The organism is Halopiger xanaduensis SH-6 (genome assembly GCF_000217715.1).
In the GTDB taxonomy this organism is placed as follows: Archaea; Halobacteriota; Halobacteria; order Halobacteriales; family Natrialbaceae; genus Halopiger; species Halopiger xanaduensis.
Window position 1 is genome coordinate 3,640,247 of the sequence record NC_015666.1, and the last position, 15,157, is coordinate 3,655,403.

Consider the following 15,157-nt stretch of genomic DNA (forward strand, 5'->3'; position numbering starts at 1 on the left):
TGCTCAGGGGTACGGGTGGAACGCCCGCTCGAGGCGAGATTCGAACCCCAACTCGTCCGGCACCGTCCGCGCTCTGTCGCCGAAGAACGGCTCGCCCGTGAACAGCGGCTGCGCGCCGGGGACGACGACCCGGACCGCCTCGAAGCCGATCGACTCGACGTCGCGGGTCGTGAGCCGCGCCGCGTACGGCGTCAGGTCGGCGTCGCCCGCGCGCTCGAGCAGCGACTCGAGGGCGTCCTCGCCCGACGGAACCGGGTCGGGACCGACGCTCTCGGCCGGCACCCGATCGCCGCCAACGGCGACGAATTCTTGTGCTGGCGTCGGGAACGCGGCGTACTCCCCGATCGCGCCCGACTGATCGGCCGCCTCCTCGGGGCCGAGATTCCGCAGTTCCATCCAGTTCTGGAGGGCCTCCTCGAGCGCCGCCGTCGCGGCGGCCGTCGCGTCGAGGTCGGCCGCGGAACCGGCCGCGAAGGCGGGCCAGGCGTCGTCTTCGGGGTCGATTTCTGCGTCCGCGTCGAGATCGTCCGGCTCCCGGTGAACCGCGACTGCGACCACCGGTACGTCCACGTCCTGCGTGACCAGCAGCGGCGTCACCGACAGGCCTTCGCTTCGCGCGCGGCGCTCGAGCGTCGCGAACGCGGGGTCGTCGACGGCGAGTTCGAGCGGTTCGAACGTCGAGTACCACGCGAGCATCGTCGCGTCGCGCTCGAGGACCTCCGTCAGGCCGGACAGCAGCGCGTCGACCGTCGAGGAGCCCAGTCCGAGTCCGGTCGTGATCGCGGGGACGAGTTCCGCGCCGGGCTGGGGGAACTGCACGGCCGCCGCGGGGAGGTGGGCCCGCCCGCCGGTGACGAGGTTCTCGCCGGGAACCCAGCGGTACTCCTCGGCCGGGTCGTACTCGGACGCGTCGTCCGGCCGGACGAGGTCGGTCGGCGAGACGGGGTTCTCGAGGTCGCCCTCGCTGGCGCGGACGAACTCCGCGTCGCGGTAGACGCCGGCGCAGTACCGCTCGAGGCCCTCGCCGACGGCCTTCATCAGCGCGGCGTTCCAGTCGTCGGCGACCCCGGCGGCCTGGCGCGGCGCGCTGGCGTCGCTGAAGGCGGTCGTGTTCGCGTTCGTCGCCAGGTAGTAGGGGACGGGGAACGACTCGACCTCGCCGATGCTCGCGACGACGCCGACGCGGTCGTCGATGGCCGCCTCCGCGTGGTCGACGGCCGAATCGAGGGCAAGGGAGTCGTCGTCTCGCTCGAGCGTCCGATCCCGCTCGCTGTCCGCACACTCACAGCCGGGGACCGGAAGGAGGCGTCGTCGGGCGTGTGGGAGTTCGACGACGCGCCCGATAATCGACTCGTCCTCGCCGGAGAAGACGCGCACGCACTCCCGGCCGGCGACCGCGCCGGCGAGACGGGCCGCGGCGCGATCGGCTTGCGGCCCGTCCGCGGTTTCTCCCTCCTCGAGGTTCGACGCGACGCGAGCGCGAAGACAGTCGAAACAGCCGGTTCCCGCGCCCGGCGCGAACCCGGACGCCGCGGCGTCGACGGACGACAGGGGGTAGCCGCCGACGCCGCCGATCTCGACGGCGATCCAGGGCGTCGACCCCGCTCGAGCGGCTTCGTTCGCCCGTTCGAACGCGTCCGAGCCAACGACGCCGCTGACGACGCCGAACCGGGCGTCGGTGAGATCGGCGGGCTCGGCGTCCGCGACGTCGATATCGACGTCTCCCAGCGCGGCGACGACGGCCTCGCGGACCGGATCGTCGCCGACGACGTGGACTTGCATACGGGAACCGTCACAGGCCGCGAGTAAAAGCGCCGCGCTCGAGACGGCGGGGCGTCGTCGAATCGAGCGCTCGGCTGACCGACGACGAGGTGCCGCAAAGACGGCCGGATATCCCAACGTTGATTGATCGGTCAGCGGTATCCCCGCATCATGGTTCAAGGCGGTCCGGCGCTCCAGATCGGCGTCATACTCGTCTCGGTGCTGGGTCTGTGGGTCGGCGCGCGGCTTCTGGTCGACGCCGTCGTTCGACTTGCTCGGCGGTTCGGGCTCTCGGATCTCACCATCGGGCTGACGGTCGTCGCGATGGGGACGTCGACGCCGGAACTCTCGGTGTCGATCGACGCCGCGTTCAAAGGTCTGGGCGACATCGCGGTCGCGAACGTCCTCGGTTCGAACATCTACAATCTGGCGTTCATTCTGGGTGTCGTCGCGCTGGTGACCGCGATCCCGGTCGCGGACTCGGTCGTCCGTCGAGACGGGACCGCGCTGTTGGCGAGCACCCTCCTCGGCGGACTCGTCCTGTTCGATCTCCGGGTGACGAGGCTCGAGGGGGTGATCTTAGCGGGTTCGTTCGTCGCCTACACGGTCTATTTGCTTCGGGCCACCCGGCGGGAATCGGACGGAACTGCGGATCGCTCGATCGGAGACGGCGAAGCGGTGCCGCCGGTGACCGAACGGGTTTCCTTTCGCGGCCGAGACGCCGTCTTTCTCGCGGGCGGCTTGGCGCTGGTGCTGGTGAGCGGCGACTACATGGTGGCGGCTTCCTCGGAGTTAGCCCGCGACGCCGGTATCTCCGAGTGGATCATCGGCGGAACGATCGTCGCGGCGGGAACCTCGACGCCGGAGTTCGCCGTCTCGCTGGTGGCGATCCAGCGGGGGAGTTTCGGCGTCTCGGTCGGGAACGTCATCGGCAGTAACATCTACAACCTCACGGGTATCCTCGGCGTCGCGGCGGTCATCCGGCCGCTCGCGACCAGCGCCGCGTCGCTCGAGTCGGTCGCGTGGCTGGCCGGAATTGCGCTACTGATGGTCGCCGCGCTCTGGACGGATCGGGTGCTCTCTCGTCTGGAGGGCGCCCTGTTCGCGGCCTCCGAAATCGTTCGGTGGATTCTGGGGCTCCTCGGGGTGAGCGGCTAGCGTTTCGTGCGACCGAGCGTCGGCCGCTAGTCCTGTTCCGTTCCGCCGTCGGTGTCGGTATCCGCTTCGTCCCGCTGGCGCGTCTCCGAGATGTCGATGACCTCGCCCGTCGACTCGGGGGCCATATCCTCGCCCTCCTGGATCGCCTGGGCCTCCTCCTCCATCGCCTCGACGTCCAGTTCGGCGTCCTCGATGTCGCCGATGATATCCGCGATGTCGTCCAGTCCGATCAGTTCGCGGGTCTCCTCGTCGAAGTCGAGACTCTCCAGGTCCGTGCCGTCGGTCTCGACGTCGCTGCCGGAGAGGTGCTTGCCGTAGCGGCCGACCAGCGAGGTGAGTTCCTGAGGCATGACGAACGTCGTCGACTCGCTCTGGCCGATCCCCTCGAGGGTTTCCATGCCCTTGTCGATGATCGCGCGTTCGCCCATCGATTCCGCGGAGCGGGCGCGCAGGACAGTCGAAATCGCGTCACCCTGCGCCTCGAGGATCTGGCTCTGTTTCTCACCCTGGGCGCGGATGATGTTCGACTGCTTGTCACCCTCGGCCTGCTCGACGGCGCTGCGGCGTTCACCCTGCGCCTCGAGGATCATCGCGCGGCGGCGTCGCTCGGCGGAGGTCTGTTCCTCCATTGCGCCCTTGACGCCCGCGGAGGGGGTGACCTCGCGGACCTCGACGGATTCGACGCGAATCCCCCACTCGTCGGTGGGTTCGTCGAGTTCCTGGCGGATCCGCTCGTTGATCATCTCGCGGCGGCTCAGCGTGTCGTCGAGTTCCATGTCGCCGATCACCGCCCGCAGCGTGGTCTGGGCGAGGTTCGAGACGGCCCGCTCGTAGTCGTCGACCTCGAGGAACGCGCGGGTGGCGTCCATCACGCGAATGTAGACGACGGCGTCGGCGGTCACCGGCGAGTTGTCGCGGGTGATCGCCTCCTGGCTGGGAACGTCGATCGTCTGCGTTCGCATGTCGAACGTGTACACCCGCGAGACGAACGGCGGCACGACGTTCAGTCCGGGCTCGAGCAGTTTGCGGTACTCCCCGAAGACGGTCAGTGCGCCCCGGTCGTAGGCGTCGACGATCTCGACCATCGACCAGACGGTCGCGACCGCGAGGACGAGCACGAGCGCCCCGACGAGCAGCAGCGGATCCTCGAGTAGCTGCTGGGCTTGCAGGGGCTCGAGTATGGATGTGGTTGCTACCATTACACACGGTACGGCCTCCGGGCGAATAACTCTTGGCCGTAACTAAACAACTGCGACGAGTACGACCCGTCGGATCTGGGTCCTCCGCGGTCCGTGGAACGGGTGCGGTCGCTCAGTCGTGGACCGTCGCCGATGCGTCGATATAGACGAGTTCGTCGGCCCGCTCGAGCAGGCGAACGCCCCAGGTAACGGTGACGGGGACGAGCGCGGTCGTGAAGATGGCGATGAACACGAGGATGGAGAACATCGACTGGTCGATGACGCCGGCCTCGAAGGCGACCTGCGCGATGATGATCTCGACGGTGCCACGGCCGTTCATCCCGAAGCCGACGACCAGCCCCTCCCGGGAGGTCAGCGACGTCGGGAGCGCGAACAGCCACGAGCCGACGATCTTCCCGAGGAAGGCGACGGCGACGAGCAGCGCGAGGATTCCGAACGAGTCGACGAAGACCCCGAAGCCGATCTCGAACCCGACCGTGACGAAGAAGATCGGCGCGAACAGCCCCATCGCGAGGTCGTACATGACCGTGTGCATGTGGTCGTAGAGGTCGGGTTCCACGTCGGCCTGCCGGAGGAACATGCCGGCCATAAAGCCGCCGATGATCATGTGCAGGTCCGCGAGCGTCGCCAGGTAGGCGAACAGCAGCGACACGAGCAGGGCGAAGGTGAAGGCGGTCGTCCGGTCGACGAAGCCGTACCGCTCGCGCTGGCGCTCGATGTGGTGCCACGCGACCGGCAGGAACCGGTAGCCGAGCACGAGCGTAATTGCGAAGAACGCCACCGTCTTCCCGAGGATGATGCCGATTTCCGCCGGATCGAGCGCCCCCGCCGTCACGTAGCTGTCGACGCCCGCGAAGGCTACGAGCACGCCCACGTCGGAGGCCAGCGCGCCGCCGAGGAGAACGTTCGCGATCCGCGTGTCGAGCAACTCGAGGTCGGCGAGGATGCGCGACTTCGTAGCCAACGAGGTGGCGGCCATCGCGAGACCCAAAAACAGCGCCGCGCCGACCGAGACGCCGAGCCAGATACCGGCGACGTAGCCCAGGCCGAACGGGATGACGAACGCGCCGAAGGCGATCAGCAGCGACTGTGGGCCGAGTCGGAATAGCTCGCGCAGGTCGACCTCCATCCCGACGAAGACCATCAGGAGGAAGACGCCCAGATCCGCGAGGTTGCTCAGCAGCGCCGAGCCGTGGAGGAGTCCCAGCAGCGGCGGCCCGAAGACGATGCCGGCGAACAGCTCGCCCATCATCGTCGGGTAGCCCAGCCGCTCGGCGACCGCGCCGAAGATCCACGCGACCGTCAGCACCAGCAGGAGGCTCAAGATGTCGATGGAAACGGCTTCGACCATCGGTTACCACCTCGCGTCGCGAACCCGCAGACCGGAGCGGCGGCGCTGGTCGTCCGTCTCGATCCCCCGACGCCTTTGCTTCGAGCTGTCGCTCCCCATTATTGTCCGGTGGTCGGTGCTGTCGCGGCAGAGATACTTCAGTGGTAGGGGGCTGGCAGTCCTCGCCGCGTTCTCGGTCCAGCTTTCGTCAGTCATCGGCACCGACCTCCGCATCGGCCTCGAGGCCGCGGTCGTCGCCGGCCTGCGGGCCCGGACCCGGACCGGGTGCAGCGTCCCGGACGTCAGCGTCGCGCCAGGTGCCGCGGCGGTACCAGACGTAGGTGAGCCCGGCCCCGAGGACGTTCGAGACGGCGAAGGCGATCCAGATGCCGCGGGAGCCGAGTCCGGTCTGCGCGAGGCCGGCGGCGACGGGCAGCCGGACGAGCGCGTAGATGACGATGACGATGCCCGCCGCGGTAAGGGTCTTGCCGGCCCCGCGAAAACTCCCGTTGTACGAGCGCATGATCCCGATAAAGCCGAACGTCGGCGCGACGTACCGGAGGAAGGTGACGCCGACGTCGACGACCTCGGTGTTGTCGGTGAACGCGGCCATGATCGGCTCCGCGGCGATCCACGCGACGACGCCGAGCGCACCGAGGATGAGGAACATGGTCCGAGCGGCGAAGTCGGCAGCTTCCTTCGCGCGGTCCGGCTCGCCCGCGCCGATGTTCTGCCCGGTCATGGTCTCGACGCCGCGGGCGACCGCGACAGCCGGGAGGAAGATGACCGAGAACACGCGCGTGCCGACGCCGTAGGCGGCGACGACCGTATCCGGGAAGATGGCGACGATCACCAGCAGCAGGTTGATCGACAGCGCGCGTCCCATCCCTTCGATCGACGCCGGGAACCCGATCCCGACGAGCTTTTTCGCGAACGAGAGGTCCGGCCACATCTGCCCGAGACGGATCCGAACGCCCCGCCGGCCGCGGAACATGATCGCCAGCCCCACGACGAGCGCGAGCGCCCTCGAGAAGACGGTCGCGACGGCCGCCCCCTGAATGCCGAGTTCGGGGAACGGCCCCCAGCCGAAGATCAGGAACGGGTCGAGGACGACGTTGAGCAACACCGAGCCGAACATCACGAGCATCGGCGTGACGGTGTCGCCGTAGCCCCGCATGAGCGCGATGAAGACGAAGAAGCCGAACATGAAGGCCATGCCGAGCGAGATGACCTGCATGTACTCGGTCGCGGGCGGCAGGACGGCCTCGGACGCGCCGAGCAGCGCGAGCAGGTCGTCGACGAGCCCGTAGCCGACGACCCCGATGAGCGTCGCGCCGACCAGCGACAGGACGACCGTCTGGGACGCGGCGTACTCGGCTTCCGCCTCCTCGCCCGCGCCGATGTGCTGGGCGACGAGGACGCTTCCGGCGACCGACAGCCCCATTCCGACCGAGATGAGCAGGAAGACCATCGGGAACGCGAAACTGATCGCCGCCAGCGCCGTCGTGCTGTACTGGCCGAGCCAGAACGTGTCGATGAGGTTGTAGGCAGTCTGGAGCAGGTTCGTGACGACGATCGGCAGCGAGAGGAAGAACAGCGGCTTCGCGATCTCGCCGGAGGTCAGGTCGACCTCGTCGGGCCCCTTGAACAGTCCGGAGACGCGCTCGAGTTGCGTCCGAATCCGCGCGACCAGTCGGTTGAGGAGACTCATCGGGACCCCTCCTGTCCACTCGCTGCGGTCGGTTCGTCGACATCGACGTCAGCGTTCCCGCCGTCGTCCGCGCGGAGCGCTTCGTCGATGTAGTCGTGCACGTACGCCTTCGTCCGCTCCGGCGACCGATCGACCGCCGCCGCCCGCGTCTGGGCGCCGTGGAAGACGGTCACGAGAAACTCGCCCGTCGCTTCGGGGTCGATATCCTCGTGAAACTCGCCGGCTGCTACGCCGTCGGCGACGAAATCGGCGATCCGATCGCGAAGCCGCCGATCGAACTCCGCGAGTCGCTCCTGATAGGCCTCGTCGTACGGCGACTGCGCCTTGATCTCGAGCATGGCCGTCCGGAACGCCGTCGCCGAGTCGTCGTCCGCGGACGAAAGCAGTTCGTCGACGAACGCGTGGAGCCGCTCGGCCGGCGTCTCGCCGGGAACGGTCTCCGTTCGCGCCTCGAACTGCTCGATGAGGTGCTCGAGGAAGGCCTCGAGCAACTCTCGCTTGCCGTCGAAGTGGTAGTGAAGCGTCCCCTTGCTCTTGGTCGATTCCGCGGCGATATCCTGCATCGTCAGCTCCGCGTACCCGTGCTCGCAGAGCGCCCGGTACGTCGCGTCCATGATGTCGTCGATCGTCTCCTCGCTCATTCGGCTCGAGTCTATCGGACTTACTGACCGGCCAGTCAAAAGAGCTTCGGCACCGGAAGCTATGTCGTATGGCTCGGAGCGGCGTCGAACGGAAAAGAGCCGAACACCGCCGACGGCGAACTCGAGTTAGTCGTGGGTCTGCTCGCGCAGCCGCTCGAGAACCTCCTCGGCGTTGGCGACGGCCTTCTCCTTCTTCGCGGGGTAGGCCTCGACCTTGCCGCGGAAGGTGATGCCGTCGCCCAGTCGAACGTCGCCCTCGAAGGCCGCCTGCTTGTCGAGTCGCAGGAAGAGCTCGGTGTTCTCGGTTACCCGCTCGTCGAGTTCGTCCATCAGTTCGTCGAACGACTCGAGGTCGGCGAGCCGCGAGAGGACGTGGCGGACGTCGTCGGCGTTCTCGACGCGGGCCGAGAGGACGAGGATGCGGTCGCCGTAGTGGCCCTCGCTCTCGGCGCGCTCGATCGGGAACGGTTCGTCGGCATCGTCGCCCTCGCGGTCGGGAAGGAAGGTTCGCAGCGCCTCCTCGACTCGCTTTTCGTCCTCGGTGGCGTAGCAGAACGTCCGTAAGTCGACGTAGTGAAGCGGTATCTGTGGCATTTACGATTCGGAAAGTGTGAGCGTGAACGCGAACGCGGTCCGCTACCGACGACGCGAGGCGGACGGTTGGAGCCGGTCGCGTCTCGGCGGTCGTTATTCCTCGTCTTCGTCGTCGGCGTCCTCGTCGGCCGCCTCGAGGGCGTCCTCGGGAATGCCGGTCTCCTGTCCGTCCTCGAAGCTGACGGTGTAGGTGACGTCGCCGAACATCGATTCCATCGTCTGGGTGACGGTGCCGGTCTCGCCGTCGAACTCGCTGTGCTCGTCGTGCAGGACGACGCGATCGTCTTCCTCGAAGCTCATGTGCTGGAATTCCCCGCCGTCGCGTAAAAAGGAACTGATTCGGATATTCTATCCGTAATGGGGTCAGTAGTACGGAGACTGCTTACACCCTATTCGAATCGGAACGGATATTCCGGCCACAGCAACCATTATATGGTATGTAACGCGTTATGTTTTGTGTAAAGAATGGATGTTAAAGTGCGGCTGCCATTACCCGACGAACAGATCTTTCGATACGGAGCGATGGACGATATCGTGGAGATCGTTGCTCAAAACCCTTCGTCCGAATTTTCGAACCGCGACTTGCAACGACTCACGGGGTACGGCGGACCCAGCGTCTCGAACGCACTCTCGCTGCTCACTGGAATGGAACTACTCGTTCGGCGAGATACCGGTACCAAGACCCTGTATCGGATCAACGAACGACGGCTTTGCAACGCCGACGATCCGTTCCTCGAGATCCCTCAGACAGAGTTTCGAGAACCACTCAAACGATTCGTGAGTCGGGTCAACAAAGAGCTCTCGACCGTCGCTGGAATTGTTTGCTTCGGAAGCGTGGCACGTGGCGAAGCTGATCGAATGAGCGACATCGATGTCTTTCTACTCGTCGCCGATGACGACGAGTTGATACCGACACGGCGAACCGTTTCGGATATCGCACGCGAACTGGAGGAACAGCCGATCGACGGGCAGCGATACGAGTTCGAAGTATTTGTCGAGTCCGTTGAGAGTGCTCGGCGCCGCGGTAACGACCTTCAGCGAATTTTCCAAGAGGGAATAGTTCTCGCAGATAGTGAACCGCTGCAGCAATTCAAACACGATCTCTTCGGAGGGAAACTCGAATGACCTCGAACGAACTCGAGGCAGCGCTCGGTGACGCGGAAGACGCGTTCCAGCGCAAACCGGATGTTCCGGAGGTCGGCCTCGAACACGTCTCGAATTCCGCAGCGCTTCAATTGCGCAAGGCGTGTCGCCTCCTTGATGCTGCAGGCTTCCTGTTGGATCGTAACGGTCACTTCACGGTCATCATAGAGTCGTCTTTCGTCGCCATCGAGCGATCGATCCAGTTCTACGTCGAGGAGAAGGGATACGACGTCGCTGGACAGCGGCATACGGAAGTGTACGATCTAGGGGTGCAAGCCGGGTTGTTCTCCCAAACTATCGCTGATCGACTCGAGGAACTCTGGCTCGAGAACCGTTCGGAATCGTACTATCGAACGGGCGTTGCCGGCGAATATCGAGCACGAACGATCTTTCAGCTCGCCACGACGCTTCACGAAGAGATCGTTCAGCTAACCCGGACGCAAGAGTGTCTCTGTTAGTACCACGCGAGGTCAGTCAGTTCTCCATCGACTCACTCGAGCCGTCAGGTCCGTCGTCTGTTCGAACCTCGTCAGTGTCGCCCTCGAGCACGTTCCCGTGCTCGTCGATCTCCCCCTGTACGATCCGGGTGCTCGAGATGACGTCTCCGTCCTCGGCTTCCACGTGCGGCACGACGACGACCTCGAGCGGCTCGTGGCCGCGTTCCCGGCGGAGCTCGTTGATCCGTTCGCCGCCGTCGCGGGTCTCCGGCGAGACGACCAAGTAATCGAACTGCGGTTCGGTCGCGATGCCGGTCGGGTCCTCAAGCGGGCGAATCTCGAACTCCCGGTCGTACTCCTCGGCGATGGGCTCGAGTTCGGTCTCGAGGGCTTCCTTCCGTTGGTCGTACGGTCTGACGTGTCGCTCGACGTGGCGCGTCTTCGGCGCGAGGTCGTCGCTCGTCAGCCCGACGGTCACGTCTCCGAGTTCGAACGCCCGGTCGAACAGCCGGCGATGGCCGTCGTGAACGGGGTCGAACGTCCCACCAAGCGCGACGTCCATACCCCACGTCACTGGCGCGGCGCGTATAAAACGGTCGACTCCGTGGATCAGCCCGGTCGTCCGAAGACATCGACATCTGTCGAACCCCACCTCCACATTATTTTTAATGGTGGCCGTCGCTGTCGATGATATGGGACTAGACGAGGACTCACTCGAGTACCACCGCACAGATCCGCCCGGTAAAATAGAGATTTCGACGACCAAGCCGACGAACACGCAGCGGGACCTCTCACTCGCATACTCGCCCGGCGTCGCTGCCCCTTGCCTCGAGATCGACGAGAACGAGAGCGACGCCTACACGTACACGGCGAAGGGCAACCTCGTCGGCGTCGTCTCGAACGGCTCGGCCGTGCTCGGCCTGGGCGACATCGGCGCGCAGGCCTCCAAACCCGTCATGGAGGGGAAGGGGGTGCTGTTCAAACGCTTCGCCGACATCGACGTCTTCGACGTGGAACTCGACGAGGAGGACCCCCACAAGCTCGTCGAGGCCGTCAAGATGATGGAGCCGACCTTCGGCGGGATCAACCTCGAGGACATCAAGGCCCCCGAGTGCTTCACGATCGAGGAGCGGCTGCGCGAGGAGACGGACATCCCGATCTTCCACGACGACCAGCACGGCACCGCGATCATCTCCGGCGCCGCGCTCATCAACGCCGCCGATATCGCCGACAAGGACCTCGAGGACCTCGAGGTCGTCTTCTCCGGCGCCGGCGCGAGCGCGATCGCGTCGGCCCGCTTCTACGTCTCGCTGGGCGTCCAGAAGGAGAACATCACGATGTGTGACTCCTCGGGGATCATCACGACTGAACGCGCCGAGCGCGGCGACCTCAACGAGTACAAGCAGCAGTTCGCTCGCGATCTCCCCGAAGGCGACCTCTCGGACGCGATGGAGGGCGCCGACGTATTCGTCGGCCTCTCGGTCGGCGGCATCGTCTCGCAGGACATGGTCCGTTCCATGGCCGACAACCCGATCATCTTCGCGATGGCCAACCCGGACCCGGAGATCGGCTACGAGGAGGCCAAGGACGCCCGCGACGACACCGTCATCATGGCCACCGGGCGCTCGGACTACCCGAATCAGGTCAACAACGTCCTCGGGTTCCCCTTCATCTTCCGCGGGGCACTGGACGTCCGTGCCACCGAGATCAACGAGGAAATGAAGGTCGCCTGCGCCGAGGCGCTGGCCGAACTCGCCCGCGAGGACGTCCCCGACGCCGTCGTCAAGGCCTACGGCGACGAACCGCTGCAGTACGGCCCCGACTACATCATTCCGAAGCCCGTCGACCCGCGGGTGCTGTTCCGCGTCGCGCCCTCGATCGCCGAAGCCGCGATGGAATCCGGCGCCGCCCGCACCGAACTCGACCTCGAGGCCTACGAGGAGGAACTCGAGGCCCGCCTGGGCAAATCGCGCGAGATGATGCGCGTCGTCCTCAACAAGGCCAAGAGCGACCCCAAGACGGTCGCGCTGGCCGAGGGCGAGAACGAGAAGATGATCCGCGCGGCCTACCAGATTCAGGAACAGGGGATCGCAGCGCCGATTCTCATCGGCGACGAGAGCGAGATCCGCTCGACGGCCGCGAACCTGGGGCTGGACTTCGAGCCGCAGGTCGCGGATCCCTCGGTCGGCGATTACGAGGAGTACGCAGATCGGCTCCACGAGCTCCGGCAGCGCAAGGGGATCACCCGCACCGAGGCCGGCGAACTCATCGAGAGCGACTCGAACTACTTCGGCAGCGTGATGGTCGAACAGGGTGACGCCGACGCGCTCCTGACGGGGCTTTCTCACCACTACCCCTCCGCCCTGCGGCCGCCGCTACAGGTCATCGGCACCGCCGAGGACGTCGACTACGCGGCCGGCGTCTACATGCTGACGTTCAAGAACCGCGTGATCTTCGTGGCCGACGCGACGGTTAACCAGGACCCCGACGAGGAGGTCCTCGCCGAGGTCACCAAGCAGACCGGTAAACTCGCCCGCCGGTTCAACATCGAACCGCGCGCGGCCCTGCTGTCGTACTCGAACTTCGGCAGCGTCGACAACGAGGGAACCCGCAAGCCCCGCCGCGCCGCCAAGATGCTTCAAAAGGACCCCGACGCCGACTTCCCCGTCGACGGCGAGATGCAGGCCGACACCGCCGTCGTCGAGGACATCCTCGAGGGCACCTACGGCTTCTCGGAGCTCGAGGAGCCCGCGAACGTGCTGGTCTTCCCGAACCTCGAGTCGGGCAACATCGGCTACAAGCTGCTCCAGCGGCTGGGCGGGGCCGACGCCATCGGCCCGATGCTGGTCGGGATGGACAAGCCGGTCCACGTCCTCCAGCGGGGCGACGAGGTCAAGGACATCGTGAACCTGGCCGGCGTGGCGGTCGTCGACGCCCAGCAGGAGTAGCGCGGTCCGGAGCGAATGAAATGACCGAGAACCGCGAAGAGATGAACGGCGAACGAAGTGAGCCGTGAGTAGCGAGGGATCGGAGATCCCTCGAACGAACGGGTGCTGTGCACCCGTGAGTAGCGCGGTTCGAAGCGAACGACTCGAAGTACGGTTTTCGATTTTCACGTCCGGATAGCGGCGCGACTGAGGCGACCGGTTTCGCGGGCACAGCAGTCCACGAGGTCGGCGAACACCGCGGATCCGAACCACTATAGGGGAACGGTTCGTCGCCTCGACACGATGGACGGAGACGGCGACGGAATCGGGGCCGAAACCGACGAGGACGCCAGTGATCGCGGCGCGACCGTGGGCCGACCGACGCGACGCCAACTGCTCGCGACCGTCGGCGCCGGCAGTATCGCCAGTTTCGCCGGGTGTAGCGCGGCTTACGGCCGCTCGGTCCCCGACTGCGCGGGCGCGATGGCCGACGACGGCGATCCGATCGTTCCCCGCCCCGTCGACGACGAAATCTCGATGTTCCGGCGCGGGCTGCGCCGGTACGGCTACTACCCCGAGGAGACGGTCCCGGACACGGTCAGCGTCAACTGGGAGTTCCCGGTCAACCGGATCGGCCACACCGCGGCCAAGTCCACGCCGCGGCCGACCCCCAACGGCGAGACGATCCTGATCGCAAGCGATACGGGTCGGATCCACGCCGTGACGCCCGACGGCGAGCGCCGCTGGCTGCTCGAGACGGACGCAGGGACGAGCCTCGGCTTCCACGGCACGCCGGCGATCGTCGACGACACCGCCTACATCGGCGGCTACGACGGCGCGCTCTACGCCGTCGACATCGACGCAGGGGAGCTGATCTGGCAGACCAATCCCCGCGACTTCGACGGAGCGATCGCCATCGGCTCGAGTCCCGCCTACATCGACGGGACGCTGTACATCATGGCGGAGTACAGCAACCCCGCCAGCGGGGCGCTCTGGGAGGTCGACGCCGAGACCGGCCGGCCGACCTGGCACGACGACGATATCTGGGGGATGCCCCATCCGTCGCCGGCGATCGACTGCGACGCCGGCCGCCTCGTGTCGGGGTCGAACGACGGCGTCGTCTACGGCTGGGAGTTCCCCTCGCTCGAGCGCGCCTGGACGTTTCAGGCCGGCGGCGAGGACGGCCCGGACGGGGATCCGATGGCCGACGGCCGGTTCCACCTCGGCGCCCAGATCAAGGGGACCATTCCGGTCTACGACGGCGCGGCGTTCGCGGGCTCGTGGGACGGCCGCTTCTACCGGCTCGACCTCGAAGACGGCAGCGAGGAGTGGTCGTTCGAGACCGGTCGCGTGATCATGTCGAACCCGGCGATCGATCCCGAGCAGGGAATCGCCTACGTCGGCAGCGACGACCACTACGTGTACGCGCTCGATACCGATACCGGGGAGGAGCTGTGGTCGGCGGACGTCGGCGGTCGGGTCATCGGCTCGATCACGGCCACCGCCGAGACGATCCTCGTCGGCTCCTACGACGCGCACCTCTACGCGCTCGACCGCGAGACCGGCGAGCGACGGTGGCGCGTCGAAAATAGGGGCCACGTCACGAGCGGCGCAATCCCCCGCGACGGTCGGATCTACTACGCCGAACGCGGCGTTTTCTCGAACTACTACGACGATGACGAAGCGACCGTGCTCGAGGCGCCCGGCCACGCCTACTGCTTAGTCGCCGACGAGTGAGCCGTCTCGAGGACGTCATCGGCGAATTCTAATTCTGGCTCGAGCGAGTCAGCGGTTGGTTGTCGGTGTGCGTCAGTCGCTCGAGCGGAAAGCGTGCATTCAAGTATTCGCCGAGACTTTTCCCGCGTATGCAAGACCAGGGACGCTCTACGCGCAAGCGCACCGGCGGTCGACTGAAGAACGTTCGCAAGCGCCGCAAGGACGAACTCGGGCGCCTGCCGACCGAAACGCAGGTCGGCGAACCGCGCTTCCGAACCATCGACGTCCGCGGCAACGGCACGAAGACCCGCGCGCTCGCGACCGACATCGCCAGCGTCAACAAGAGCGGCGAAACCGTGTCGGCCGAGATCGAGGACGTCGTCGAGAACGAGGCCAACCCCAACTACGTCCGCCGGAACATCATCACGAAGGGCGCCGTCATCGAAACCTCCGAGGGCCGTGCCCGCGTGACCTCCCGTCCCGGTCAGACCGGTCAGGTCAACGCCGTGCTCCTCGAGGAGTAACGACCAACCCACTTCT

At 66.2% G+C, this 15,157-nt stretch carries 14 protein-coding genes; 6 read left to right on the plus strand and 8 right to left on the minus strand.

Annotated features, from left to right (window positions below; all coding sequences use genetic code 11):
• Positions 1-3 precede the first annotated feature (3 nt).
• Positions 4-1,782: a YcaO-like family protein gene (locus HALXA_RS17665; RefSeq protein WP_013881774.1), complete on the minus strand. Its 1,779-nt coding sequence runs from the start codon at positions 1,780-1,782 to the stop codon at positions 4-6.
• Positions 1,783-1,932: 150 nt separating this feature from the next.
• Here HALXA_RS17665 and HALXA_RS17670 point away from each other — a divergent pair, with 150 nt between their 5' ends.
• Positions 1,933-2,919, plus strand: coding sequence for a calcium/sodium antiporter (locus HALXA_RS17670; RefSeq protein ID WP_013881775.1), 987 nt, complete (start codon positions 1,933-1,935; stop codon positions 2,917-2,919).
• A 26-nt stretch (positions 2,920-2,945) separates the two neighbouring features.
• Here HALXA_RS17670 and HALXA_RS17675 read toward each other — a convergent pair whose 3' ends face one another.
• From HALXA_RS17675 to HALXA_RS17705, 6 genes are all read right to left on the minus strand, one after another.
• A complete protein-coding gene (locus HALXA_RS17675) occupies positions 2,946-4,118 on the minus strand; it encodes an SPFH domain-containing protein (RefSeq protein ID WP_013881776.1) in 1,173 nt (390 codons plus the stop codon).
• 112 nt (positions 4,119-4,230) lie between these two features.
• The gene (locus tag HALXA_RS17680) at positions 4,231-5,469 is read right to left on the minus strand and encodes a cation:proton antiporter (protein WP_013881777.1); all 1,239 of its coding nucleotides are present in this window, start codon (positions 5,467-5,469) and stop codon (positions 4,231-4,233) included.
• 187 nt (positions 5,470-5,656) lie between these two features.
• Positions 5,657-7,159, minus strand: coding sequence for an MATE family efflux transporter (locus HALXA_RS17690; RefSeq protein WP_013881778.1), 1,503 nt, complete (start codon positions 7,157-7,159; stop codon positions 5,657-5,659).
• Positions 7,156-7,800: a TetR/AcrR family transcriptional regulator gene (locus HALXA_RS17695; protein ID WP_013881779.1), complete on the minus strand. Its 645-nt coding sequence runs from the start codon at positions 7,798-7,800 to the stop codon at positions 7,156-7,158. Before HALXA_RS17695 ends, HALXA_RS17690 begins: the two co-directional genes overlap by 4 nt.
• A 126-nt stretch (positions 7,801-7,926) precedes the next feature.
• The gene (locus tag HALXA_RS17700) at positions 7,927-8,394 is read right to left on the minus strand and encodes an RNA-binding protein (protein ID WP_013881780.1); all 468 of its coding nucleotides are present in this window, start codon (positions 8,392-8,394) and stop codon (positions 7,927-7,929) included.
• A 93-nt stretch (positions 8,395-8,487) separates the two neighbouring features.
• Entirely contained in the window at positions 8,488-8,694 is a 207-nt protein-coding gene (locus tag HALXA_RS17705) for a hypothetical protein (RefSeq protein ID WP_013881781.1), read from the minus strand.
• Positions 8,695-8,859: 165 nt separating this feature from the next.
• Between HALXA_RS17705 and HALXA_RS17710 the strand changes: the two genes are divergently transcribed.
• Both HALXA_RS17710 and HALXA_RS17715 read left to right on the plus strand, forming a co-directional pair.
• Positions 8,860-9,519 (plus strand): nucleotidyltransferase domain-containing protein, encoded by a 660-nt coding sequence (locus tag HALXA_RS17710; protein WP_013881782.1) that lies wholly within the window; start codon positions 8,860-8,862, stop codon positions 9,517-9,519.
• Positions 9,516-9,995: a hypothetical protein gene (locus HALXA_RS17715; protein WP_013881783.1), complete on the plus strand. Its 480-nt coding sequence runs from the start codon at positions 9,516-9,518 to the stop codon at positions 9,993-9,995. The genes HALXA_RS17710 and HALXA_RS17715 overlap by 4 nt, the downstream gene beginning before the upstream one ends.
• A gap of 16 nt (positions 9,996-10,011) precedes the next feature.
• On the opposite strand, the gene HALXA_RS17720 is transcribed toward HALXA_RS17715, so the two are convergent.
• Entirely contained in the window at positions 10,012-10,536 is a 525-nt protein-coding gene (locus HALXA_RS17720; RefSeq protein WP_013881784.1) for a phosphopantetheine adenylyltransferase, read from the minus strand.
• Positions 10,537-10,666: 130 nt separating this feature from the next.
• Between HALXA_RS17720 and HALXA_RS17725 the strand changes: the two genes are divergently transcribed.
• The 3 genes from HALXA_RS17725 to HALXA_RS17735 all read left to right on the plus strand — a co-directional run bounded on the left by HALXA_RS17725 (position 10,667) and on the right by HALXA_RS17735 (position 15,141).
• On the plus strand, positions 10,667-12,922 hold the full coding sequence (locus HALXA_RS17725) for an NADP-dependent malic enzyme (protein WP_013881785.1): 2,256 nt from the start codon (positions 10,667-10,669) through the stop codon (positions 12,920-12,922).
• Between the two features lie 282 nt (positions 12,923-13,204).
• Positions 13,205-14,638 carry an outer membrane protein assembly factor BamB family protein gene (locus HALXA_RS17730; RefSeq protein WP_013881786.1) on the plus strand — a complete coding sequence of 478 codons (1,434 nt, stop codon included), beginning with the start codon at positions 13,205-13,207 and terminating at the stop codon, positions 14,636-14,638.
• 128 nt (positions 14,639-14,766) lie between these two features.
• Entirely contained in the window at positions 14,767-15,141 is a 375-nt protein-coding gene (locus tag HALXA_RS17735; protein ID WP_013881787.1) for a 30S ribosomal protein S8e, read from the plus strand.
• The last annotated feature ends 16 nt before the right edge of the window (positions 15,142-15,157 follow it).